This is a genomic window from Streptomyces sp. NPDC029041, assembly GCF_040637515.1.
GTDB lineage: Bacteria > Actinomycetota > Actinomycetes > Streptomycetales > Streptomycetaceae > Streptomyces.
In genome coordinates this window covers 33,397-55,551 of record NZ_JBEZWO010000017.1, presented here as the reverse complement: position 1 = coordinate 55,551, position 22,155 = coordinate 33,397, and the positions used below count along the sequence as shown (strand labels likewise).

General features: G+C 72.0%; 23 protein-coding genes. 9 read left to right on the top strand and 14 right to left on the bottom strand.

Annotation, left to right across the window (positions count from 1 at the left end):
* Positions 1-8: 8 nt before the first annotated feature.
* Together AB0F04_RS33135 and AB0F04_RS33130 are read left to right on the top strand one after the other, a co-directional pair.
* Positions 9-260: a YiaA/YiaB family inner membrane protein gene (locus tag AB0F04_RS33135; protein WP_362048551.1), complete on the top strand. Its 252-nt coding sequence runs from the start codon at positions 9-11 to the stop codon at positions 258-260.
* A gap of 70 nt (positions 261-330) precedes the next feature.
* Positions 331-966, top strand: coding sequence for a TetR/AcrR family transcriptional regulator (locus tag AB0F04_RS33130; protein ID WP_362048549.1), 636 nt, complete (start codon positions 331-333; stop codon positions 964-966).
* A 37-nt stretch (positions 967-1,003) separates the two neighbouring features.
* On the opposite strand, the gene AB0F04_RS33125 is transcribed toward AB0F04_RS33130, so the two are convergent.
* Positions 1,004-1,465 carry a MaoC family dehydratase gene (locus AB0F04_RS33125; protein WP_362048546.1) on the bottom strand — a complete coding sequence of 154 codons (462 nt, stop codon included), beginning with the start codon at positions 1,463-1,465 and terminating at the stop codon, positions 1,004-1,006.
* Positions 1,466-1,574: 109 nt separating this feature from the next.
* Between AB0F04_RS33125 and soxR the strand changes: the two genes are divergently transcribed.
* Positions 1,575-2,048, top strand: coding sequence for a redox-sensitive transcriptional activator SoxR (gene soxR / locus AB0F04_RS33120; RefSeq protein WP_362048543.1), 474 nt, complete (start codon positions 1,575-1,577; stop codon positions 2,046-2,048).
* Between the two features lie 33 nt (positions 2,049-2,081).
* Here the strand turns inward: soxR and AB0F04_RS33115 are convergent, their stop codons facing one another.
* Together AB0F04_RS33115 and AB0F04_RS33110 are read right to left on the bottom strand one after the other, a co-directional pair.
* Positions 2,082-2,798, bottom strand: a complete 717-nt coding sequence (locus tag AB0F04_RS33115; protein WP_362048733.1) for a 3-keto-5-aminohexanoate cleavage protein — start codon at positions 2,796-2,798, stop codon at positions 2,082-2,084.
* Between the two features lie 76 nt (positions 2,799-2,874).
* Positions 2,875-3,477 carry a hypothetical protein gene (locus AB0F04_RS33110; protein WP_362048540.1) on the bottom strand — a complete coding sequence of 201 codons (603 nt, stop codon included), beginning with the start codon at positions 3,475-3,477 and terminating at the stop codon, positions 2,875-2,877.
* 261 nt (positions 3,478-3,738) lie between these two features.
* Here AB0F04_RS33110 and AB0F04_RS33105 point away from each other — a divergent pair, with 261 nt between their 5' ends.
* A complete protein-coding gene (locus AB0F04_RS33105; protein WP_362048537.1) occupies positions 3,739-6,537 on the top strand; it encodes a penicillin acylase family protein in 2,799 nt (932 codons plus the stop codon).
* 20 nt (positions 6,538-6,557) lie between these two features.
* On the opposite strand, the gene AB0F04_RS33100 is transcribed toward AB0F04_RS33105, so the two are convergent.
* On the bottom strand, positions 6,558-7,874 hold the full coding sequence (locus AB0F04_RS33100; RefSeq protein WP_362048534.1) for a serine-threonine protein kinase: 1,317 nt from the start codon (positions 7,872-7,874) through the stop codon (positions 6,558-6,560).
* Positions 7,875-7,965: 91 nt separating this feature from the next.
* Positions 7,966-9,213, bottom strand: a complete 1,248-nt coding sequence (locus tag AB0F04_RS33095; protein WP_362048531.1) for a DUF1343 domain-containing protein — start codon at positions 9,211-9,213, stop codon at positions 7,966-7,968.
* 211 nt (positions 9,214-9,424) lie between these two features.
* On the opposite strand from AB0F04_RS33095, the gene AB0F04_RS33090 reads away from it, so the two are divergent.
* The 3 genes from AB0F04_RS33090 to AB0F04_RS33080 are packed head-to-tail and all read left to right on the top strand — an operon-like array spanning position 9,425 to position 12,481.
* Entirely contained in the window at positions 9,425-10,198 is a 774-nt protein-coding gene (locus tag AB0F04_RS33090; RefSeq protein WP_362048528.1) for an SDR family oxidoreductase, read from the top strand.
* The gene (locus AB0F04_RS33085) at positions 10,195-11,859 is read left to right on the top strand and encodes an AMP-binding protein (protein ID WP_362048525.1); all 1,665 of its coding nucleotides are present in this window, start codon (positions 10,195-10,197) and stop codon (positions 11,857-11,859) included. Before AB0F04_RS33090 ends, AB0F04_RS33085 begins: the two co-directional genes overlap by 4 nt.
* A gap of 28 nt (positions 11,860-11,887) precedes the next feature.
* Positions 11,888-12,481 carry a TetR/AcrR family transcriptional regulator gene (locus AB0F04_RS33080; protein ID WP_053673962.1) on the top strand — a complete coding sequence of 198 codons (594 nt, stop codon included), beginning with the start codon at positions 11,888-11,890 and terminating at the stop codon, positions 12,479-12,481.
* 15 nt (positions 12,482-12,496) lie between these two features.
* Here the strand turns inward: AB0F04_RS33080 and AB0F04_RS33075 are convergent, their stop codons facing one another.
* The 5 genes from AB0F04_RS33075 to AB0F04_RS33055 form a co-directional block, all read right to left on the bottom strand.
* Positions 12,497-12,847, bottom strand: a complete 351-nt coding sequence (locus AB0F04_RS33075; protein WP_362048522.1) for an STAS domain-containing protein — start codon at positions 12,845-12,847, stop codon at positions 12,497-12,499.
* A gap of 22 nt (positions 12,848-12,869) precedes the next feature.
* Positions 12,870-13,973, bottom strand: a complete 1,104-nt coding sequence (locus AB0F04_RS33070; protein WP_362048519.1) for a cobalamin-dependent protein — start codon at positions 13,971-13,973, stop codon at positions 12,870-12,872.
* Positions 13,970-15,577 carry a PP2C family protein-serine/threonine phosphatase gene (locus AB0F04_RS33065; RefSeq protein ID WP_362048516.1) on the bottom strand — a complete coding sequence of 536 codons (1,608 nt, stop codon included), beginning with the start codon at positions 15,575-15,577 and terminating at the stop codon, positions 13,970-13,972. The genes AB0F04_RS33070 and AB0F04_RS33065 overlap by 4 nt, the downstream gene beginning before the upstream one ends.
* A 277-nt stretch (positions 15,578-15,854) precedes the next feature.
* Entirely contained in the window at positions 15,855-17,069 is a 1,215-nt protein-coding gene (locus AB0F04_RS33060; RefSeq protein WP_362048513.1) for an acyl-CoA dehydrogenase, read from the bottom strand.
* 5 nt (positions 17,070-17,074) lie between these two features.
* Entirely contained in the window at positions 17,075-18,109 is a 1,035-nt protein-coding gene (locus tag AB0F04_RS33055; RefSeq protein WP_362048510.1) for a phosphotransferase family protein, read from the bottom strand.
* Between the two features lie 199 nt (positions 18,110-18,308).
* On the opposite strand from AB0F04_RS33055, the gene AB0F04_RS33050 reads away from it, so the two are divergent.
* Together AB0F04_RS33050 and AB0F04_RS33045 are read left to right on the top strand one after the other, a co-directional pair.
* On the top strand, positions 18,309-19,262 hold the full coding sequence (locus AB0F04_RS33050; RefSeq protein WP_362048507.1) for an NADP-dependent oxidoreductase: 954 nt from the start codon (positions 18,309-18,311) through the stop codon (positions 19,260-19,262).
* Between the two features lie 39 nt (positions 19,263-19,301).
* Entirely contained in the window at positions 19,302-19,787 is a 486-nt protein-coding gene (locus tag AB0F04_RS33045; protein ID WP_362048504.1) for a hypothetical protein, read from the top strand.
* Positions 19,788-19,818: 31 nt separating this feature from the next.
* Here the strand turns inward: AB0F04_RS33045 and AB0F04_RS33040 are convergent, their stop codons facing one another.
* The 4 genes from AB0F04_RS33040 to AB0F04_RS33025 form a co-directional block, all read right to left on the bottom strand.
* Complete coding sequence (locus tag AB0F04_RS33040) at positions 19,819-20,163, bottom strand: DUF202 domain-containing protein (RefSeq protein ID WP_362048501.1); 345 nt, start codon at positions 20,161-20,163, stop codon at positions 19,819-19,821.
* Positions 20,151-20,543: a DUF202 domain-containing protein gene (locus AB0F04_RS33035; RefSeq protein WP_362048498.1), complete on the bottom strand. Its 393-nt coding sequence runs from the start codon at positions 20,541-20,543 to the stop codon at positions 20,151-20,153. Before AB0F04_RS33035 ends, AB0F04_RS33040 begins: the two co-directional genes overlap by 13 nt.
* A 34-nt stretch (positions 20,544-20,577) precedes the next feature.
* Positions 20,578-21,096, bottom strand: coding sequence for an NUDIX domain-containing protein (locus AB0F04_RS33030; protein WP_362048495.1), 519 nt, complete (start codon positions 21,094-21,096; stop codon positions 20,578-20,580).
* A 110-nt stretch (positions 21,097-21,206) separates the two neighbouring features.
* Positions 21,207-22,112, bottom strand: coding sequence for a DMT family transporter (locus AB0F04_RS33025; protein WP_362048492.1), 906 nt, complete (start codon positions 22,110-22,112; stop codon positions 21,207-21,209).
* Positions 22,113-22,155 lie beyond the last annotated feature (43 nt).

Genomic DNA, 22,155 nt, shown 5'->3' with positions numbered 1-22,155 from the left:
CTTTCCCCATGAGTGACACACCGGGCAAGCAGCAGAACACGGCCGCCTTCTACGGCCAGGCCGTCGCCTCCTTCGCCGTCGCCATGGCGGCCACCGCGATCGGCATCTACCAGCTGAGCGCCGACGCCTGGGTGCGGGCCTTCCTCGCCATCGCCGTCCTGTACCTGGTCACCTCGGCCTTCACCCTCTCCAAGGTGATCCGGGACCGGCAGGAGGGGACGGGCGTGGCCTCCTCGTACGCGCCCTACGAGAAGCACTGAGCGGCCACACTAAGCGCTCGCTCACCTTCGGCGGTATGGTGTTCCTCCTGCCAGTGGAGAGGGGCGAGCGATGAGTACGGCGGAGGAGACGGCCGGCGGCGAGGCGCAGGCGTGGGGCGAGGTCACGCCCGACGCGGCGCGGCGGCTGCTGATCGCCGCGGTAGAGGCCTTCGCCGAGCGCGGCTACCACGCCACGACGACCCGCGACATCGCGGGCCGCGCCGGAATGAGCCCGGCCGCGCTCTACATCCACTACAAGACCAAGGAAGAGCTGCTGCACCGCATCAGCAGGATCGGGCACGAGAAGGCCCTGGAGATCCTGCGGACGGCGTCCCGGCGTGAGGGCAGCCCCACCGAGCGGCTCGCCGACGCGGTCAGCTCCTTCGTGCGCTGGCACGCGGGCGGCCGCACCACCGCCCGGGTCGTGCAGTACGAACTCGAATCGCTGGGTCCCGACGCCCGCGCGGAGATCCTCGCGCTGCGCCGCGAGGTCGACGGCGAGGTGCGCGGGATCATCGAGGAGGGCGTGCGGTCGGGCGAGTTCGACGTCGTCGACGTGCACGGCACGACGCTGGCCGTACTGTCCCTCTGCATCGACGTGGCGCGGTGGTTCAACGTCGGCGGGCCCCGGACGCCGGAGGAGGTCGGCGAGCTGTATGCCGACCTCGTGCTGCGGATGGTCGGAGCCCAGGGCCCGACGGCCTGAGGGGCCGTGGGCCCCGGCCTCACAACGGGCCCCCGCCTCAGAAGTAGTAGCGCGCCACCGACTCGGCGACGCAGACCGGCTTGTCGCCGCCCTCGCGCTCCACGCTGAAGGCGACGGCCACCTGGACGCCGCCGGGCACCTCGTCGACGCCGCTGATCGTCGCGGTGGCGCGCAGCCGGGAGCCCACGGGGACCGGAGCGGGGAAACGCACCTTGTTCGTGCCGTAGTTGACGCCCATCTTCACGCCCTCGACGGCGATCAGCTGCGGCCCGAAGAGGGGCAGCAGGGACAGGGTCAGGTAACCGTGCGCGATGGTGGTGCCGAACGGGCCCGCGGCGGCCTTCTCCGGGTCGACGTGGATCCACTGGTGGTCGCCGGTGGCCTCCGCGAAGAGGTCGATCCGCTTCTGGTCGATGTCGAGCCAGTCGGTGTACCCCAGTTGTTCGCCCACCGCCGACTTCAGGTCGTCGACGGACGTGAAGATCCTCGGCTCTGCCATGTCTTCCAGGCCTCTCGTGTGCGGGAGTCTGCGCGCTCATATCTCTAAGCGACTGCTTAGCATGGTCGGCCGCAGTGGCTCTGTCAACGGAATCGGTAGGGTTCGCGGGGTGCACCGGATTCCAGAGAAGATCCACGAGCTCACGGTCGGCCAGCTCGCCGCGCGCAGCGGCGCCGCCGTCTCGGCCCTGCACTTCTACGAGTCCAAGGGCCTGATCAGCAGCCGCCGGACCGCGGGCAACCAGCGCCGCTACTCCCGCGACACGCTGCGCCGGGTCGCGTTCATCAGGGCCGCGCAGCGGGTGGGCATCCCCCTGGCGACGATTCGGGAGGCGCTCGCCGAGCTCCCCGAGGAGCGCACGCCCACCCGGGAGGACTGGGCGCACCTCTCCGAAGTGTGGCGCACCGAGCTGGAAGAACGCATCAAGCAGCTGAACCGCCTGCGTGATCACCTCGCCGACTGCATCGGCTGCGGCTGCCTCTCCCTCGACACCTGCGTCCTGTCCAACCCGGACGACGTCTTCGGCGAACGGCTCGCCGGCTCCCGCCTGCTGGTGGAACGGGACCGTCGGGGTCGGGGCTGAGGGGGGCGCCCGGCCGCGGGCGCGCCGATCGCCTCACGAGCGGCCGTGCTCCGCCAACCCCACCGCCACCAACTCCGCGTTGGACCCCGCCCGCACCCCGTCGGGCCGCACCAGCACATCCTCCAGCCCGACCCTGGTCGCCAGCCCCAACCGCCCCGCGAGCCGCAGCACCGGCCACGCACCCCCGTCCTCCCCGTGCAGCAGCACGGGACGGCCGTGCGCCGGCCCCAGGCCGGACAGCAGTTCCCGTGCCGAAGCGACCGCGCTCACCGGGTCCGGGTCCGTCACCTCGGCCAGAACCCGCAGCACCCTCGGCCCCAGTGCCGACGCCGCGAACCGCTCCGCTCCGTCCGTGCCGGACCAGACGCCGGCCTCCACGCCGATCCCGCGCTCCATGAGCAGCGCGGCCGTCTCCTCCGCCCCCGGTTCGTGCCAGTTGACCGAGGCGTGGTCGGGCAGCACGGTCCAGCCGCGAATCCGCTCCAGCCGGGCGGCCGGGTCGGGCTCGGCCCACGCGCCCGTGGTCACACCCACCGGCACCGCCACCCGTGCCCGGATCGCCGCCAGCGTCACGGCGAGCACGGTCGGCGACAACGTGTCCCGTCCACAGGGCGTCTTGGGGTGGACGTGGATGTCCGTCGCCCCCGCGGCCACGGCCCCGGCGGCCGATGCGGCCATGGACTCGGGTGTCAGCGGCACGGCCACGCCGTCGGCGGCCGTCCGCGAACCGTTCAGACACACCTGCATCATGGCGTCGATGGTGCCGGTCATCACCGAACAGTGGGGGTGCGGCATCCCCGGCGCACCCCCCGCGCACCCGCATCCGTCAAGCCGACACCAGCAACCTGGTCCGCCTGGCGTAGGCCAGGGCCTCGGGCGTGAGCACGGGACGCGGCACCAGGATTCCGCAGTCCGCGCAGACCGGACCGGACGAGGGTTCGTGGTCCAGGTCGTACCTCCAGACGAGCTGCCCGCCGCCGCACACCGGGCACGCCGAGCCCGGCTCGCGTTCCAGCGCGGCGATCAGCCGGCGCAGCACCTCGGCCAGCGGTTCACGGGGGTGGACCGCCGGGTCGTCGCACCATGCCACGCCGAAACCGCCCCAGGTCAGCCGGTGCCAGTCGTCCACACTGCCCGGCCTGCGCAGTCCGTCGTGCTTCTCCTTCTTGCGGCGCTCGGCGAACTCGACCTCGTAGGCCAGCCAGACCGCCCGCGCCTCCTCCAGTTCCTCCAGTGCGGCCACGAGCCGCACCGGATCGGGGGAGCGGTCCTCGGGACCGAACCCCGCCCGGGAGCACAGATGGTCCCAGGTCGCCCTGTGCCCGTAAGGGGCGAATCTCTCAAGGCACTTACGCAGCGAATAGCGCCGCAGGGCCAGATCGCACCGCGGGTCGCGGACCTGTCTCGCCAGACTCCGGAAACCGGCCATCGTCCTGCACCTCCGTCACACCTGCACCTGTAATCCGGTCACTTCGGCGTCGTCGTAAGGACGTCGCCGAATAGACGTATCGACAAGCGAATCGGCTCCATCCGATTTCAAATGGCCTCCATAAGCGGCCCGAAGAGGCCGCCGGTCGACTGCCGTGATCCGTGTGTCTGTTGTGCCGACTTCAAAAAGTGACGCTTGTTCATCTTCAAGCCGGGGGATACCGGCGGTAACATCCGGCCCACCCCCTCGGGAGGAGCCCCCATGCCACGGCGTGCCCCACGCACCGTTCTCGACAGAATGAGAACTCCCAGCGGAATCCCCGGGTTCCTGAAGACAGCATCCGTATGCACCCTGATCGCAGGTCTCTTGTCGCCGCTTGCCCCGGCTGCCGCATCGGAAACAGCGGCCGCGCGGTCCACCGCCGCGGCGAACGACCACTGCGGCAATCAGTGTTCGGACATCCTCCCGCCCGGCCAGAACGGCAACGCCACCCTCGCCCAAATCCTCCTCAACCAGGCCTTCGGCACCCAGCCCGAGCACGCCGAGGACCAGCTCGGCCCCTACGCCAACCTCGCCAAGGGCTACCCCGCCCTCACCAACGACAAGATCAACACCTTCTTCAACGACGCCTCCTTCGGAGTCCCCGCCGACCAGGTCGCCTCCAGCCTCAAGCCCGCCGGACGCGGTGACGTGACGATCGTGAGGGACAAGAAGACCGGTGTGCCGCACATCACCGGCACCACCCGGTACGGCACGGAGTTCGGCGCCGGATACGCGGCAGCCCAGGACCGGCTGTGGCTGATGGACGTCTTCCGGCACGTCGGGCGCGGTCAGCTGACCTCCTTCGCGGGCGGGGCGCCCTCCAACCAGGGCCTGGAGCAGCAGTTCTGGCGGCATGCCCCGTACAGCGAGGCCGATCTGCAGGCGCAGATCGACAACGCCGTCGCCGCCAACGGCGAGCGCGGCAAGCAGGCCCTCGCCGACGTCAAGGCCTACCTCGACGGCATCAACGCCTACATCGACGCCTCCGACAAGGGGCGCACCTTCCCCGGTGAATACGTACTCACCGGGCACAAGGACTCAGTCACCAACGCCGGCACCATCGAACACTTCAAGATCACCGACCTGGTCGCGCTGGCCTCCGTGATCGGCGCGCTGTTCGGCTCGGGCGGCGGCGGCGAGGTCAACAACGCCCTTTCGCTCATGGCCGCCCAGGAGAAGTACGGCGTCACCGAGGGCACCAAGGTCTGGGAGTCCTTCCGGATGCGCAACGACCCGGAGGCCGTCCTCACCCAGCACGACGGCAGCTTCCCCTACGGCGCCAAGCCGGCCGACCCGCAGGGCACGGCCCTGCCCGACGCCGGTTCGGTGGAGCCCGAGCCGCTCGTGTACGACCGCACCGGCAGCGCCGCGACGGCCGGTGCGACCGGCGCGTCCGGCCAGGCCGCGAAAGCCGCCACGTCGTCCGCCAAGCGCGGCATGTCCAACGCCCTGGTGGTCAGCGGCAAGCACACGGCCAGTGGCCACCCCGTCGCCGTGTTCGGCCCGCAGACCGGCTACTTCGCCCCCCAGCTGCTCCTGCTCCAGGAGATCCAGGGCCCGGGCATCAGCGCCCGCGGCGCCTCCTTCGCCGGACTGAGCATGTACGTCGAACTCGGCCGCGGCCAGGACTACGCCTGGAGCGCCACGACCTCCGGCCAGGACATCATCGACTCCTACGCGGTCGAGCTGTGCCAGGACGACTACCACTACCTGTACCGCGGCACCTGCACGCCGATGGAGAAGATCGAGCAGAAGAACGCCTGGAAGCCCACCACCGCCGACGGCACCGCGGCCGGCTCGTACACCATGCGCGTCTGGCGCACGAAGTACGGGCCCGTCGAGTACCGCGCGACGGTCGGCGGAAAGAAGGTCGCCTACACCACCCTGCGCTCGTCCTTCCTGCACGAGGCCGACTCCATCATCGGCTTCCAGATGCTGAACGACCCGGACTACGTCAAGGGCCCGGACACCTTCCAGAAGGCCGTCCAGCACATCAACTACACCTTCAACTGGTTCTACGCCGACTCCGAGCACACCGCCTACTACAACAGCGGCGACAACCCGGTACGCGCCGCCGGCGTCGACTCCGAGTTCCCGGCGTGGGCCCGGCCGGCCTACGAATGGCGCGGCTGGAACCCGGCGACCAACACGGCCGACTACACCCCGCCCTCCGCCCACCCCAGCTCCATCGACCAGGACTACTACGTCTCCTGGAACAACAAGCAGGCCAGGGACTACACGGCCGCGCCCTGGGGCAACGGCTCGGTGCACCGCGGCAACCTGCTGGAGGACCGGGTGAGGAAACTGGTCCAGCAGGGCGGGGTGACCCGCGCCGCCCTGGTGAAGGCCATGGCGGACGCGGGGCTGGCGGACCTGCGGGCCGAGGACGTCCTGCCCAGGCTCCTGAAGGTCGTCACCAGCTCACCCGTCACCGACCCGGCCGCCGCGGCCGCCGTGAGCAAACTCCAGGCGTGGGTCGCCGCGGGCGGCAAACGCACGGAGACCACGGCCGGCTCCAAGAAGTACGCCGACGCCGACGCGATCCGCATCCTGGACGCCTGGTGGCCGCTCCTGGTCAGGGCCGAGTTCGAACCGGGCCTCGGCAGCGAGCTGTACGGAGCCGTCACGGCCAACCTCCCCGTCGACGAGTCCCCGTCGGCCGGGCACGGCCCGACCGGTTCGCACGCGGGGAGCTCCTTCCAGTACGGCTGGTGGAGCTACGTCGACAAGGACGTCCGCGCGGTCCTCGGTGAGCAGGTGAAGGGGCCGCTCGCCCGGAAGTACTGCGGTGACGGCAGCCTCGGCGCCTGCCGGGACACCCTCCTCGGCACCCTGAAGGAGGCGGCCGGCAGGACCGCGGCCCAGGTCTACCCCGGCGACGACGTGTGCGCGGCGGGCGACCAGTGGTGCGCCGACTCGATCAACCACCGCACCCTCGGCGGCATCAAGCACGGCAAGATCAGCTGGCAGAACCGGCCGACCTACCAGCAGGTCGTGGAGTTCACCTCACACCGGTGAGGCACCGTCCTGGCGGCGGGTCAGCGAACGCGGCCCGCCGCCAGGACCAGCCGGGCCAGCTCCGCGTGCAGGATGTCGCTGTGCGCACCGGCCGGCGGGCCGCCCCGTCTGACCACGGCCGCCGCGTCGACGTTCACGCACCCCGTGGCCGGCAGCCGCGCCTTCAGGGCTTCGGCGAGGGTGTACGCGCGCGTGCCCGGCACCGCCTGCACCCCGTCGTGGCCCAGCGCGCCCCACTTGGCGCCCAGCACCCGCCCCAGGACCGGCTCCGCGGCCGACCGGCTGTCACCCGCCATCCGCGAGGCCAGCGGGTAGATCGTGCCCAGGGCGGCGTCATGCCGGGAGTGGCAGCACACCAAGGGCCCGTCGACACGGTTCTGCTGCCCCTGGAGAACCCCTCCGGCCCGGGCGTCGTGCGGCAGCCGGGCCGCGAACGCGTAGTGCGAGAAGGCCCCTTGGAGCAGCGTCACCGACTTCACCGAGCGCACGCCCTCGGGGAGTCCCCGCAGCGCGAACGACACCAGCCGCGCGCCGAAGCTGTGCCCGACCAGATGCACCCGCACCCCCGGGGCCGCCTTCGCGAGCTGCCCGACGACCCGGCCGAGCCCCCGCTCGCCGACGGTCCCGGCGCGCCGCTTCATCGCGTAGTAGGTCGCCTGCCTCAGCAGTTCGTGCGCACCGTCCCACGGGTTGGGGATCCTGAACCCCTGCGGCGGCCCGGGCGCCTCGAACTCCGCCAGCGCCCGCGCGAACTCCTCGCAGGCCGCCGCCGACGGTCCGGCGAACATCTCCGGCTCGCTCTGCGGCACGCCCTCCGCCACCGTGTCCGCCGCGAACAGCGCCTGCGGTCCCGGCGCGACCACCTCCACCAGGGTCCGCACCAGCCGCCCGAACTCCTCCAGCTCCGCCTCCTCCGGCGGCTGCTGCTCCAGCAGCCGGGCGATCTGGTCGACCAGGATCGCCCGGCCCGGGAAGGTTTCCAGCAGCGCGTGCCGGGTGTCCTTGTCCAGCACGGGACGTCCCGGCAAATCGGCCGCCACGGCCCGCGGGAAGTCCGGGATCGGCTCGTCGGCGAACCGCATCGCCGGCCACAGCACCCCGACGTACCCGATCCGCGCCGCCGGGGCCAGTCGCGGCACGGGCGCGAAGAAGCGGTCGTAGAGGCGGGTCGCCCCGGAGCGGTCGTTGTTCCAGCCGTGAGCGAAGACGATCAGATCGCGCACGCCCCGCTCGGCCACCCCCGCGAGGAGCCGGTCGCGAAGGCGGCTCTCCGGGTCCCCGTCCGCGTCGAAGACCAGCTCCCAGTAGGGAGTCATACTCATCGCCGGATCCGCCATGACAGGCCCCCTAGCCCCCGTGTGACGTCACGTGTGGGCGCATCGTCCTGCCAACGGGGGAGCTTGGCCATACGTCACGGGCGCATTCCGCTCAGCGGTAGAGGAGGTACTCCCGCCGGGTCCTGCGGAACGCCGCCAGGTCCTCCTGCCACCCGGCCGCCACCTCGTCGGTGTCCGCACCCGCCTCGATCATCGTCCGCACGCGCGCCGAGCCGGTGAGCTTGTCGATCCAGTGGTCCGGGCGCCAGGCGAAGCCGCTCCAGGCCTTCTTCGCGGTCACGAGCAGGGCGATCCCCGTGCGGACCGGATCGAAGGCGGCCCGGTCGTGCACATGGACCTGCACACCGCCGATCGTCTTCCCCTGGAACTTCGAGAAGGTGGGCGCGAAGTAGGCCTCCCTGAACCGCACGCCGGGCAGGGCGAGTTCGTTCGCGGCCGCCGCCCAGCGCCGGTCGACGCCCTCCGCGCCCAGCAGCTCGAACGGCCGGGTCGTGCCACGTCCCTCCGACAGGTTCGTGCCCTCGAACAGGCACGTTCCCGAGTACACCAGGGCCGTCTCGGGGGTCGGCATGTTCGGGCTGGGCGGCACCCAGGGCAGCCCGGAGGCGTCGTAGAAGTCCGACCGCTTCCAGCCCGACATCGCCACGGTCTCCAGTGGCACGGGCTCGGTCAGGAACTCCCCGTTGAACAGCCGCGCCAGCTCGGCGACGGTCATCCCGTGGGCCTGGGCGATGGGCTGCCGCCCGACGAACGTGGCGAACTCCTTGTGCAGGACCGGGCCGAGGGCCGCCCGGCCGGTCACCGGGTTCGGCCGGTCCAGCACGACGAACCGCTTGCCGGCGAGCCGGGCCGCCTCCATGCAGTCGTACAGCGTCCAGATGTACGTGTAGAAGCGGGCGCCGACGTCCTGGATGTCGAAGACGACCGTGTCGACGCCGGACGCGGTGAAGACGTCGGCGAGCGGCCGGCCGCTCTTGAGGTACGTGTCGTAGACGGGCAGGCCGGTCGCCGGGTCGTCATGGCGGCCCTCGGAACCGCCGGCCTGGGCGGTGCCGCGGAAGCCGTGTTCAGGGCCGAAGACGGCCCTGAGGTCCACTCGGGTGTCCGCGTGCATGACGTCGACGATGTGCCGGACCTCGCGGGTGATGCCGGTGGGGTTGGTGACGATGCCGACCTTCTGGCCGTCGAGCAGGGCGTAGCCGTCGTGGGCGAGGCGTTCGAAGCCGGTGCGGAGGTGCCTGCGGCGCTGGGCGGCGGATGCGGATGCGGATGCGGTGGATGTGGCTGATACGGCTGCCGCCGTGGCGGTGGTGAGTACGGCTCGTCTGGAAGGGCGCATGCGGTGACCTCCTTGAGCGGGGACGGTCGGCATGGGCACGGTATGCGCTGCCGCGGGCCGTGGGGAGGGTGCGGGCCGTGTGTGGCCGGTCGCGCCGTTCCCCGCGCCCCTTTGGGGCGTGCCCGCTTCAGGGGCGTTGCTGGCGCCCCTTCCCTGGTACATACCGACCGGTTAGTCTGACGTCATTGCAGAGCCGCGACCGAGGAGACCGATGGTGGGAGCCTTTCAAGACGCCGGAGTCGTTGTCACGGGGGGCGGCGGCGGAATCGGGGCCGCGCTGGCCCTGCGGTTCGCCGCCGAAGGAGCCCGGGTCGTGGTCAACGACCTGGACGGCGAGCGCGCCGAGCGGGTCGCGGACCAGGTCGGCGGCATCGCCGTGCCCGGTGACGCCTCGGCGATCGTCGAGGACGCCCGGGACGCGCTCGGCGGCACCGTCGACGTCTACTGCGCCAACGCCGGTGTCGCCTTCGAGGGCGGGGCCGCCGACGGGCCGCTGGACGAGATGGCCTGGGCCGCTTCCTGGGACGTGAACGTGATGGCGCACGTCCGGGCCGCCCACGCGCTGCTGCCCGGCTGGCTGGAGCGTGGCAGCGGGCGGTTCGTCTCCACCGTGTCCGCCGCCGGGCTGCTCACCATGATCGGGGCCGCGCCCTACGCCGTCACCAAGCACGGCGCGCTCGCCTTCGCCGAGTGGCTGTCGCTGACGTACCGGCACCGGGGGGTGAAGGTCCACGCCATCTGCCCCCAGGGCGTGCGCACCGACATGCTCGCCGCCACCGGCAGCGCGGGCGACCTCGTGCTCCAGCCGACCGCGATCGAGCCGGAGACCGTGGCGGACGCCCTGCTGAAGGGCATCGGGGAGGACAGGTTCCTGATCCTGCCGCACCCCGAGGTCGCCGCCTACCATCAGGCACGGGCCGGCGACCCCGACCGGTGGCTGTCCGGCATGAACCGCATCCAGCAGCAGTGGGAGGCCGACCGGTGACCGGGTCCCGTTACGCCGCCAAGCCCTGGCTCGCCCTGCTCAGCGACGCCCAGAAGGGTGCGATCAGCCCTCCGGACTCTCTCGTGCACGCCCTGCGCCGGGCCGTGGCCGAGACTCCCGGAAGCGACTTCCTGGCCTACTTCGACGGCCGGCTCACCTACCGGGACGTCGACGAGCTCAGCGACTCCGTCGCCGGGCACCTCGCGGCGCGGGGCCTGCGGCGCGGCGACCGCGTCGCGGTGCTGCTGCAGAACTCCCCGCACTTCGTGATCGCCCTGCTGGGCGCCTGGAAGGCGGGCGCGGTCGTCGTACCGGTCAACCCGATGTACAAGTCGGGCGAGGTCGCGCATGTCCTGCGGGACGGCGAGATCGCCGCGCTGATCTGCTCGGACCGGGCCTGGGAGTCGTATCTGCGCGAGACGGCGTCGGACTCGCCCGTGCGGATCGTGCTCACCGGATGCGAGCTGGACTTCCAGAGCCGCGGCGACGCACGTGTGCTGACCTTCGAGCGCCTGCCGCAGGCCCCGGACGCCGACGACCTGGCGACCGTGGCCCGCGCCGGCCACAAGGCGCCCGAGGACCGTGATCCGGGTCCCTCGGACATCGCGCTGATCAGCTACACGTCGGGCACCAGCGGCACGCCCAAGGGCGCCACCAACACGCACGGCAACATCATGTACAACGCCGAGCGGCAGCGCACCGGCCTCGGGCTGCCGGAGCGGCCCGTCTACTTCGCGCTGGCGCCGCTGTTCCACATCACCGGCATGGTGTGCCAGTTCGGCGCGTGTCTGACCAGCGGGGGCACGCTCGTGCTGGCCTACCGCTTCGAGCCGGGCGTGGTGCTCGACGCGTTCGCCGAGCACCGTCCGCACTACACGGTGGGGCCGTCCACGGCCTTCATGGCGCTGGCCGCCCACCCCTCCGTCACCCGCGACCACTTCTCCTCCTTCCGGGTGATCTCCTCCGGCGGCGCCCCGCTGCCGCCCGCGCTGGTGGAGAAGTTCCGGACCGGCTTCGGGCCCTACATCCGCAACGGCTACGGGCTCACCGAGTGCACCGCGCCCTGCGCCTCCGTGCCGCCGGGTCTTCAGGCGCCGGTCGACCCGGTCTCCGGGACCCTCGCCGTGGGACTGCCCGGCCCCGACACTGTCGTGCGGATCGTCGACGACGCCGGCGAGGAGGTGCCCTTCGGCGAGCAGGGCGAGATCGTCGTCAGCGGCCCGCAGGTCGTGCCCGGCTACTGGCGCCGCCCCGACGCCACCGCCGCCACCTTCCCCGGTGGTGAACTGCGCACCGGAGACATCGGCTTCATGGACGAGCAGGGCTGGCTGTACGTCGTCGACCGCAAGAAGGACATGATCAACGCGTCCGGCTTCAAGGTGTGGCCGCGTGAGGTCGAGGACGTCCTCTACACGCACCCGGCGGTGCGCGAGGCCGCCGTCGTCGGGGTGCCCGACGGCTATCGCGGGGAGACCGTCAAGGCCTACATCAGCCTGCGTCCGGACGCCGACACGGACCCGGATGCGCTCGCCGCCTACTGCAAGGAGAGACTGGCCGCCTACAAATATCCGCGCCAGGTGGAGATCCTGCCGGACTTGCCGAAAACGGCCAGTGGGAAGATCCTCCGTCGGGAACTGCGTTCCCGTACGCAAGGCAATTGACAGCAGAACGGAAAGGCAGGTGGCGGCAGTGCCCAGGACCACGGACTCGGACGGCACGCCCGTGCCTCAGCGGCTCCTGGCCGCCGCCACCCGGCTCTTCGCCGAGCAGGGCTACGACCGCACCTCGGTGCAGGAGATCGTCGAGGCGGCCGGTGTCACCAAGGGAGCGCTGTACCACTACTTCGGCTCCAAGGACGACCTGCTGCACGAGGTGTACGCGCGCGTGCTGCGCATCCAGCAGGAGCGGCTGGACGCCGTGGCCGGTGCCGACGAGCCGGTCGAGAAGCGGCTGCGGCACGCCGCGGCGGACGTCGTGGTGACGACCATCGAGAACCTCGACGACGCGATGATCTTCTGGCGGTCGATGCACCACCTCAGCCCCGAGAAGGACAAGCAGGTCCGCTCCGAGCGGCGCCGCTACCACGAGCGCTTCCGTGCGCTCGTCGAGGAGGGCCAGAAGTCCGGAGTCTTCTCCGACGTGACCCCGGCGGACCTGGTGGTCGACTACCACTTCGGCTCGGTCCACCACCTGTCGACGTGGTACCGCCCCGACGGCCCCCTCACACCCCAGCAGGTCGCCGACCACCTGGCCGACCTGCTGCTGCGCGCCCTGCGTCCGTAGCAGCCGCCTCTTCGTTCAGGAGCGGCCGTGGCCGCTCTCCGCCGGGGGTTCGCACTGCTGGGGCGTCGTCAGATACTCGTAGGTGCCGGTGAGTTCGAGCAGGCGGCGCAGCGCCGGGCCCACGTCGTCCAGATGGAAGGCGATGCCGTCCCGGCCGGCGGAACGGTGGATCTGCAGCAGCGTCGACAGGCCCATGGAGTCGACCAGACGCAGCTCCCGGCAGTCCAGGTGCAGCTCCCGGACGTCTCCGCCGCCGTCGAGGGCCGTCCGCACCCGCTCGAGCAGCTCCGCGCAGGAGTCGTAGTCCAGATCGCCGGTGAGAGCCAGCCGCACGGAGTGCGGGCCGGTGCCGAAAGAGGGGGTCACGGGTTCGTCCAGCGTCTCGGGGTCAGGGGCGGGGGGTGAGCGCGCCGCGCCCGGCCTCGAGCAGCCGGCAGGCGCGGGGGAAGTCGTGCAGCTGCTCCTGGAGCAGGTCCAGGCACGGCAGCAGCGAACGGGCCGGGACGCCGCGGGCGGTGAGCACCTCGGCGGTCCAGCCGAGGAAGCCGCTGAACACGTCGTCGGCGTCCACGTACAGGGCGGCCGTCAGGAAGCCGACGATGTGGGCGATGTCCTCGGCGGTGTGCTCGCGCTGCTCGTCGCTGTAGTCCCGCATCGCGGGGAAGCGTTCTTCCAGAGACCGGAAGGTGTCGCGCACCAGGCGGGTGGAGGACTTGGCGACCAGCGTGTACTCCTGGTCCCGCAGATGCGGCAGGTCGTCGCTCGCCTGGTGGGCGGGCGACGGGCGGCTCAACGGACCGGCCGCGAGCCGGTCCGCGGCCGCACGTGCGTCGGGTGCCCAGGCATCGGCGCCCAGCAGGCGGGCGTAGCGGCCGTCGGCACCGAAGGCGGGGCCGCCGGCCATGACCGGGGTGCCGGCCGCCTGGACGGCGGTGATGGCGCTGTGCGCGCCCGGCAGCCGGGTGGGCAGCGAGCCGGACAGGCACACCGCGTCCGGGCCGGTGCGGTGGATGTGGCTGATCAGATGGGCGGTGGGGACCTGCGCCCCGAGGTAGTCCACGTGCCAGCCGCGCAGCCGCAGGGTCTCGGAGACCAGGCGAGCGGGCAGGGCGTGCCACTCCTGGTCCACGCAGGCCACCGTGACCCTGCCCCGGCTGTTCGCCGGACGCCGGGCCGGTAGGACGGCGATGACACGGTCGTTGATGGCGGTGGCGGCATGCTCGTCGGCCACGCTCATACGGTTGGCCGCCCATTCGAGGCCGACCTTGTGCTGGACCGCGCCGATGACGTCCAGCAGCACCGTCTCGGGCTCCAGCCCGTCGGCCAGGGCGTCGGCGACGACGCCGACGGCCGCGTACTCGTCCGCCGCCCGTACGGCGGCCCACAGCTTGTCCGCCCACGGAGCGGGTCCGCCGCCGTGCGCCGCGGAACGACGGGCGGCCACGCCGTGCCGGCCCGGCCCCTCGTCGAGGCCGGTGAGGTGTGCGGTCATGCCGTGTACCTGCCCCGGGTGGCCCCGTCCACCGCACTGAGGTGGGCACCGCGCGGAGCGGTGATGGCCAGGACGGCGATGTCGTCGTGGCGCCCGTCGCCGATCCACTGCGAGGTGACCATCTGCACGCGCTCCACGACCGCCTCCGCAGGCAGCCCGGCGCACTCGGCCGCGGCGCGCCTGAGGCGCTGGTCACCGAACATGGTGTCGCCCAGCGGGCCGCCCCTGGCCTCGGTGACGCCGTCGGTGAACAGCAGGCAGGTTTCCCCCGGCGCGAGACGGACCCGCGCGGTGCGGGAGGTGATGGCCGGCAGGACGCCGATGAGAGTGCCGCCCGTGTCGGCCTCCTCCACGCTGCCGTCCCGCCGGATGATCAGGGGCGCGGGATGCCCGGCCGACGTGAGCCGCAGCACGACCTCGCGCTCCTCCCTGCGGACGGAGGCCATCACCAGGGTGGCGAAGCGGGTGTGATGGCTGGTCCGCAGGGCGTTGTTCACCAGACGCAGCATCCGGGCGTGGTCGTCGGCCATGGGCAGCAGAGCGTGCAGGGCGTTGCGGATCTTGCCGGTGAGCACCGCGGCTTCCAGCCCCTTGCCGGCCACGTCCCCCAGGACCACGAGGGTCTCGGGGGAGTCCTCGGCGGGCGGGTGGACGTCGTAGAAGTCGCCGCCGATGCGCTCCGTGTCCTTGCTGGCCCGGTAGCCGCCCGCGAACTCCACGCCTTGCGTCTGCCGCAGGGTGGGCGGCAGGAGCTCGCGCATGAGGGTGTCGGAGATCGAGTTCTGTTCCGCGTAGAGGCGGGCGGCGGACATCGCCGCGCCGGCCCGGGCGGCGAACAGCCCGGCCAGCGACTCCTCCGCCTCGGTGAACGCGTGCTGCTGCGCCCGGCGCAGCAGGACCAGCGCCCCGGCCGGTACGCCGAGTCCCGGAAGCGGTGTGATCACCAGCGAGCCGACCTCGCCGAACCCCGGCGGGATCAGCCAGTCGGGGGCCGTCGCGGGGTCGATCCACCGCGAGGGAACCGGGGGGAAGCCCCGCAGTGCTTCGGCGAGGCCCGGCACGCTGTCCGGCGGTTCGGACACCGTGCTGCGGGTGAGTTCGCCCCGGTGGTCACAGGAGACCACCGGCAGTGACCGGGCCGAGGTGGGCGCGACGACCAGCGCGGCGTCGGCCAGATGCTCGGTGGCGAGGCGGGCCGTCACCTCCATGCACCGCTCGAGGTTCAGCGAGGCCAGCAGGGCCGCCGAGGCCTCGGTGAGGAACCGGGTGCGTCCGCGTTCGGCCGCCAGCTCCGCCACGGCGGAGCGGTGGGCGGTCTCCTCCATCAGCCACCAGGCCGTGCCGCCGCCCGCCAGGACGGACGGGTGCGCCGAGAAGAACCGCTCGCCCACCTCCCCGCCGACCGGGGCCGGCCGAGCGCGGTCGGCGTCGACGAGCCAGGCCGGGGAGGACAGGGGCTGTCCGAGCCGGGCCGCGGGCAGCAGAGCACGGGCCGGGTCATTGAGCTCCGCGAGGTGCCCGTCCGTGTCCAGGACCACCACCGGGCAGGGGGCGGAGGCGGCGCTCACCGCACAGGTGCGGGGCCTGGCCGGGGAAGAAGTCATGTACGGGGCCCCTACGCGTGACCCACACCTCACTCTGCGAAGACGGACGAGGACTGTCTCGGTGCACAGTCCCGCAGTCCGGGTGCGTGGTGCAAGCACCGGACCGGCCCGGGACGCGGCGAGGAAACGAGTTCGCGGCGGGAAACCCCGGAAAATGCCCTCCCTACCCAGACGGGCGTTCACGAGACCGTGCGATGTTTCACACACCGCGCACAACTCGGCGCGGCCTGCCGCCCGCGGCGGGCGGCAGGAGCGGACCCCCGCCGCCCGCAGCACGTCACATGTATCGCTTCAGCTCCCGACGTGCCAGTGACCGCTGATGCACCTCGTCCGGCCCGTCGGCGATCATCAGGGTCCGCGCCCCCGCATACAGCTCAGCCAGCGGGAAGTCCTGGCTCACGCCGCCGGCGCCGTGCAACTGGATGGCCCGGTCGAGGATGTCCACCACGGCCCGGGGCGTGGCGATCTTGATCGACTGGATCTCGGTGTGCGCACCCCGGTTGCCCACCGTGTCCATCAGCCACGCGGTCTTCAGCACCAGCAGCCGCAACTGCTCCACCGTCACGCGCGCGTCCGCGATCCAGTTGTGCACCACGCCCTGCTGGGCCAGCGCCTTGCCGAACGCGGTGCGCGACACGGCCCGCCTGCACATCAGCTCGATCGCCCGCTCCGCCATCCCGATCAGCCGCATGCAGTGGTGGATCCGCCCGGGACCGAGTCGCGCCTGCGCGATGGCGAAACCGCCGCCCTCCTCGCCGACCAGGTTCGAGACCGGCACGCGCGCCTGGTCGAAGATCACCTCGGCATGGCCGCCGTGGTAGTGGTCCTCGTACCCGAAGACCTGCATGGCCCGCTTGATCGTGACGCCCGGGGTGTCCCGCGGCACCAGCACCATCGACTGCTGGCGGCGGATGTCCTCCCCGTCCGGGTCGGTCTTGCCCATCACGATGAAGATCTTGCAGTCGGGGTGCATCGCGCCGGAGATGTACCACTTGCGGCCGGTGATGACGTACTCGTCGCCGTCGCGCTCGATGTGCGTGGTGATGTTGGTGGCGTCAGAGGAGGCCACGTCCGGCTCGGTCATCGCGAACGCCGAGCGGATCTCACCGGCCAGCAGCGGCTCCAGCCACTGCTTGCGCTGCTGCTCGTCGCCGAACTGGGTGAGCACCTCCATGTTCCCGGTGTCGGGCGCCGCGCAGTTCGTCACGGTCGGCGCCAGCTGCGGGGAGCGGCCCATGATCTCGGCGAGCGGCGCGTACTGGAGGTTGGTGAGCCCCGCTCCGTATTCGGATTCCGGCAGGAAGAGGTTCCACAGGCCCTGCCTGCGGGCCTCGGCCTTGAGCTCCTCGACCACGGGAACGGTCTCCCACGGCGAGGCGAGCCGCTCGCGCTGCTCGTGCGCGACGGCCTCGGCCGGGTAGACGTACTCGTCCATGAAGGCGAGGAGCTTGGCGCGCAGCTCTTCGGTGCGCGCGTCGAAAGCGAAGTCCATGTGGATCAGCCCTCCTGGAGGCCTTCGTGGAGCGTGGTCAGTCCGTGCCGGACGAAGACGGGGACGAGGTCGCCGATGCGGTCGAAGCCGCGTCCGACCGTCTGGCCCAGCGTGTAGCGGTAGTGGATGCCCTCGAGGATCACGGCGAGCTTGAACCAGGCGAACGCCGTGTACCAGGACACCGCGGAGACGTCACGCCCCGAGCGTGCGGCATACCGGGCGATGAGTTCCGACGGCGCCGGATGCCCGGGGGCCTCGGCGGTCGTGGAGACGGGCGAGTCGGGCATGCCGAGCGGCATGCTGTACATCACCAGCAGGCCGAGGTCCGTGAGTGGATCGCCCAGCGTCGACATCTCCCAGTCGAGGATGGCCTTGATCCGGTCGTCCTCGCCGATGAGGACGTTGTCGAGCCGGTAGTCACCGTGCACGACGGCCGGGGCGGGGGAGTGGGGCAGCTCGCGTCCGAGGGCGGCGTGCAGCTCGTCGATGCCGTCCAGGTCCCGGTTGCGGGAAGCGTCCAGCTGCTTGCCCCAGCGCCGCAGCTGCCGGTCCAGGAAGCCCTCGGGCCGGCCGAAGTCCGCCAGGCCCACCTCGCCCGGGTCGACGGCGTGCAGTTCCACCAGCGTGTCCACGAGGTTCAGCACCGCACCCCGGGTCCGCTCCGCGCCGATCGGGGCGAGCTGGTCGGCGGTGCGGTACGGGGTGCCGTCGACGAACTCCATGACGTAGAACGGCGACCCGAGCACCTCCTCGTCCTCGCACAGCAGCACCGGCCGCGGCACCGGCACGGCGGTCGGGTGCAGGGCGCTGATCACCCGGTGCTCGCGCTTCATGTCGTGCGCGGTGGCCAGGACGTGGCCGAGCGGGGGCCGTCTCACGACCCACCGGGAGGCACCGTCGGAGACCGCGTAGGTGAGGTTCGACCGTCCGCCCTCGATCAGCCGGCCGGACAGCGGGCCGTTCACCAGGCCGGGCCGCTCGCGGTCGAGCAGGTCGCGCAACCGTTCGAGATCCAGTCCGGGCGGGTGGTCGGGGCTCATGCGTCGCTCCTACGGGCAGGTGAACAGTTCCCGACTCATGATGCCGACCGGTCGGTATGTCGTCCAGAGCGGGACCGAAACGTGATCGGAGCCACGATAGGCCGAGGGCGCCTCCCGCACGGCGGCCGGGCAGGTTTCGGCCGGTTCGTTCAGGTCATCCGGCTTGCGCGTCGCCCGGCGAGCCCGGAAGGTCAAAGCCATGAAGGCCATCAGCTACTCACGGTACGGCGGTCCCGAGGTGCTGGCGTTCGGGGAGGTGCGCGATCCGAAGGTCGGCCCCGACGCGGTGCTGGTCAAGGTGCGGGCGGCGTCCGTGAACCCCGTCGACTGGAAGTGCCGGGAGGGGTATCTCGACGGGATCCTCGCCCCCGTCTTCCCGGTGGTGCCCGGCTGGGACGTCTCGGGCGTCGTCGTGCGGCCGGGTGTGGCCGTCTCGGAGTTCGGCGCCGGGGACGAGGTCATCGGGTACGTGCGCGAGGACTTCCTCTCCCGTGGCACCTTCGCCGAGTACGTGGCCGCACCCCTGCGCACCCTCGCGCGCAAGCCGCGCAACCTCTCCTTCGAGGAGGCGGCCGGGTTGCCGCTGGTCGGTCTCACCGCCTACCAGATGCTGGTCAAGGTGCTCCAGGTGAAGCGGGGCGAGACCGTGCTGGTGCATGCCGCCGCCGGCGGGGTCGGATCGATCGCCGTCCAGCTCGGCGTGCACCTCGGCGCCCGGGTGGTCGGCACGGCGAGCGAGTCCAACCACGACTTCGTGCGGAGCCTGGGCGGGGAGCCGGTGGTGTACGGCGAGGGCCTGGGCGAGCGGGTGCGCGGACTGGCCCCGGAGGGCGTGGACGCGGTGTTCGACACCGTCGGCGGGGACGCCCTGAAGGTGTCGGCGAACCTGCTGGCGCCCGAGGGCCGCCTGGCGTCGATCGCCGACAACGACGTCGTGACCTACGGCGGCCGCTACTACTTCGTCCGCCCCGACGCCCAGGACCTGCGGACCCTGGCCGAGCTGGCGGAGCAGGGCGTGATCAGCGTGCACGTCGACGAGACGTTTCCCCTGGAGCGGGCCGCCGACGCGCACCGGCTGAGCCAGGAGGGCCGCACCCGCGGCAAGATCGTCGTGACGGTGGACTGGGCGAGCGAGGACGAGGCACAGGCTTAGGTGTGCTGTCCCGGGACGGCCGGGCACCTCCGAGGCAGAATGGGCCCCGTGGCCGTGGAGAAGGACGCAGTGTTCACCCTGCCGCGAGGCGCCACCGGCTTCTTCCGGCCGAAGGACGGGCCGTTGCCGGAAACCGCCCCGCGGGCGTTCCGGGCAGCCCTGTACGCGGCCGCCCGGGCGGCCGGGGGCCGGGTGGGCGAGATGGAGGAACAGGCATACCCCCGTTCGTTCCACACCGCGACGGTCGTCGAGGCCGCCGGCGAGCGCGTCGTCCTCTGCCACGCACACCACCCCTGGATCGCCTTCGCCGGGGAACGCCGGGACTGGTACACCGACGAGTTCCTCTCGCCGCCACCGTGGGCCGGGGCCTTCGCCGGCCTGGGATTCACGGTGCTCGATCGCGCACGGCTCACCCTGCCACTCGCCGATGTCGACACCTCGGTACTGACCCGGGACGAGTGGCGCCAGGTGCGTCTCCACGGGCTCACCACACTGGGCGGAGTGCTGTTCAACGCGTGGGACTGACGTCCCTGCAGGGCCGGGTGCCGGACGCAGGTCAGAGCACGAGGGCCGCCCCGCACACCGCCATCGCCACGGTGCACAGCACCGCGGCCGCCGCGTGCCGGGGCGCGAACGCCACGGGGGTCGCTGCCATCGCGAGAGCGCGGATACGCCGGTGGGCGACGCTCAGGAAGCCCAGCCAGAGGACACAGCACAGGGTGCAGGCGACGACCCCGGCGGCGGAGGCCCCACCGTGCAGCACCGTCTTCACGGCGAGCACGGCGACGACCGTGCCCGACAGCGTCGTACGCCGCCACGCGAGCCGGGTCCGCTCCGGCTGCAGTCCGGGATCGCGGTCGGGGTCCCGCTGCCGGACGGCCGGCCCGCTCACCCCTCCCATCCCACCAGCACCACCACGACCATGGCCACGGCCACGACCGCGACGACCAGGCTCAGCAGCGCCGGGAACCGGGACACCGGCAGGTCCTCGCCGCGGCGCATGGCCCGCTCGCAGCGCACCCAGTGGTTGACCGCCCGCAGCGAGCACAGCACGCCCGCGGCCAGCAGCGCGAACGCCAGTCCGACCCGCCAGCCCCACCGCAGGTCCGGCAGGAACTGGTCCACGGCGAAACCGCCGCCGATCAGCGCGAGCGCGGTGCGCACCCAGGCGAGGAAGGTGCGTTCGTTCGCCAGCGAGAACCGGTAGTCGGGTGTCTCGCCGTCCTCCCTGACCTCCGCGGGCGCGAACCACAACCGGACGTTCCGTACGAACTCGATCACGTGCGCGACCCTACCCGGGAGCCCCGTCCGGCCCTCACGAGCCGGTCGACCGGAACGCCCTGAGCCGCTCGTACGCCGCGAGCCCGTCCGGTACCCACGCCCAGTCGGTCAGGCGCCGCTCGACCTCGGCCTCGGACAGGAAGTCGTGCCAGGCCACCTCCTCGGTCTGCGGCCGCACGGGGAGTTCGCAGCGGACCTCGTAGACCGCCGACCACCAGGTCCGGCCGGAGCCGTTGTCGTACAGGAACGTGAAGAGGTGCCGGGGCCGCGGCAGACCGGTCACCCCGAGTTCCTCCTCGGCCTCCCGCAGGGCGGCGGCGTCATAGGACTCGCCGGCGCCGACGACTCCGCCGACGAACATGTCGTGGAGGGAGGGGAAGACCAGCTTGGCCGGGGTGCGCCGGTGCACGAAGATCCGGCCCTCGGCGTCCCGGGCCTGGACGAAGACGCACCGGTGGCGCAGCCCGAGGGCGTAGGCCTCGCCGCGCGGGGACTGCCCGATGACCTGGTCGTTCTCGTCGACGATGTCGAGGATCTCGTCAGCAGCGCTCATGTCCTCATCCAAGCAGGGCGGTGAGGGCCGCCGGACGGGCCGGTCCTGGGGAGCCCCCGGGGGGTGAGGGCGGGCCCGGGCGGGACGGAAATGGCCACGGCCCGGACGCCTCAGGGTGAGGCCGGGCTCACCGCGGGTGTGTTCACACGGGCCCGTTCCGGTGCGCCGTGCGGCATCGCCGGGTGCATGCCCAGCAGCACGATCCCGGCGACGACGGCCAGCAGGCCACCGGCCTCCCAGCTCAGGGCCACCGCGTCGGTGCGCAGCCGGTCGCCCAGGAAGCCGACGCCGCAGACGATCCCGGCGAGCGGCTGGGCCGCGGTGAGGGCGGGCAGGGACTTGCGCAGGGACGCGGTCTCGAACGCGCTCTGCACGAGCACCAGCCCCGTGACGCCCAGCGCGAGCACCGCGTACGGTTCCCAGCCGGTGAGCAGCTCGGCCAAGCCGCCTTCGGAGACCTTCTGCCCGCTGACCCTGGTCAGCGCGTCCTGCACGCCGTAGAGCAGTCCGGCGGCCAGAGCCAGCAGCACCGGACCCGAACTCAGCCGGGACCGCTTGCCACGGGTCGTGAGCAGCAGGGCGAGCCCGATCATGATCCCGATGATCAGCCACTGCCGCACCGGATCGGCCGTCGCCGCGCCACCCTCCGGCCGGCCCGCAGCGATGAACGCGGTCACGCCGCCGGCCAGCAGGAAGAGGCCCGCCCAGCCCTGGCGGCCCAGCGGCTGCCGGCTCTGCCGGCGGGAGAGCGCCAGCGCGAAGAGCAGGTTCGTCGCCAGCAGCGGCTCCACCAGGGACAGCTCGCCCTGCCCCAGCGCGGCCGCGCCCAGGCCCATGCCGGCCACCATCAGCGCGATGCCGCCGAGCCAGCGGGGCACCTTCACGAGGTCGAGCAGCAGCCGGAAGGAGAGGAAATCGCTCAGCGGGGCCCGCTGAGCCGCGTTCTGCTGGAGGACGAAGCCGAAGCCGAGACAGCAGGCGGCACCCAGGGAGAGCGCCAGGACTGGAACCGACACGCGGTGTACCTCGATCATCAGGTCGGGTTCACGGTTGCGTAGG

Excerpts from the sequence above, each read along its gene's own strand:
- AB0F04_RS33055 (WP_362048510.1), bottom strand. The coding sequence starts at position 18,109 with ATGAGCCCCGACCACCCGCCCGGACTGGATCTCGAACGGTTGCGCGAC.
- AB0F04_RS33110 (WP_362048540.1), bottom strand. The coding sequence starts at position 3,477 with ATGGCCGGTTTCCGGAGTCTGGCGAGACAGGTCCGCGACCCGCGGTGC.
- AB0F04_RS33040 (WP_362048501.1), bottom strand. The coding sequence starts at position 20,163 with ATGGGAGGGGTGAGCGGGCCGGCCGTCCGGCAGCGGGACCCCGACCGC.
- AB0F04_RS33125 (WP_362048546.1), bottom strand. The coding sequence starts at position 1,465 with ATGGCAGAGCCGAGGATCTTCACGTCCGTCGACGACCTGAAGTCGGCG.
- AB0F04_RS33105 (WP_362048537.1), top strand. The coding sequence starts at position 3,739 with ATGCCACGGCGTGCCCCACGCACCGTTCTCGACAGAATGAGAACTCCC.
- AB0F04_RS33135 (WP_362048551.1), top strand. The coding sequence starts at position 9 with ATGAGTGACACACCGGGCAAGCAGCAGAACACGGCCGCCTTCTACGGC.
- AB0F04_RS33115 (WP_362048733.1), bottom strand. The coding sequence starts at position 2,798 with ATGATGCAGGTGTGTCTGAACGGTTCGCGGACGGCCGCCGACGGCGTG.
- AB0F04_RS33065 (WP_362048516.1), bottom strand. The coding sequence starts at position 15,577 with ATGACTTCTTCCCCGGCCAGGCCCCGCACCTGTGCGGTGAGCGCCGCC.
- AB0F04_RS33030 (WP_362048495.1), bottom strand. The coding sequence starts at position 21,096 with ATGAGCGCTGCTGACGAGATCCTCGACATCGTCGACGAGAACGACCAG.
- AB0F04_RS33045 (WP_362048504.1), top strand. The coding sequence starts at position 19,302 with ATGGGCCCCGTGGCCGTGGAGAAGGACGCAGTGTTCACCCTGCCGCGA.
- AB0F04_RS33090 (WP_362048528.1), top strand. The coding sequence starts at position 9,425 with ATGGTGGGAGCCTTTCAAGACGCCGGAGTCGTTGTCACGGGGGGCGGC.
- AB0F04_RS33095 (WP_362048531.1), bottom strand. The coding sequence starts at position 9,213 with ATGCGCCCTTCCAGACGAGCCGTACTCACCACCGCCACGGCGGCAGCC.
- AB0F04_RS33130 (WP_362048549.1), top strand. The coding sequence starts at position 331 with ATGAGTACGGCGGAGGAGACGGCCGGCGGCGAGGCGCAGGCGTGGGGC.
- AB0F04_RS33070 (WP_362048519.1), bottom strand. The coding sequence starts at position 13,973 with ATGACCGCACACCTCACCGGCCTCGACGAGGGGCCGGGCCGGCACGGC.
- AB0F04_RS33050 (WP_362048507.1), top strand. The coding sequence starts at position 18,309 with ATGAAGGCCATCAGCTACTCACGGTACGGCGGTCCCGAGGTGCTGGCG.
- AB0F04_RS33100 (WP_362048534.1), bottom strand. The coding sequence starts at position 7,874 with ATGGCGGATCCGGCGATGAGTATGACTCCCTACTGGGAGCTGGTCTTC.
- AB0F04_RS33060 (WP_362048513.1), bottom strand. The coding sequence starts at position 17,069 with ATGGACTTCGCTTTCGACGCGCGCACCGAAGAGCTGCGCGCCAAGCTC.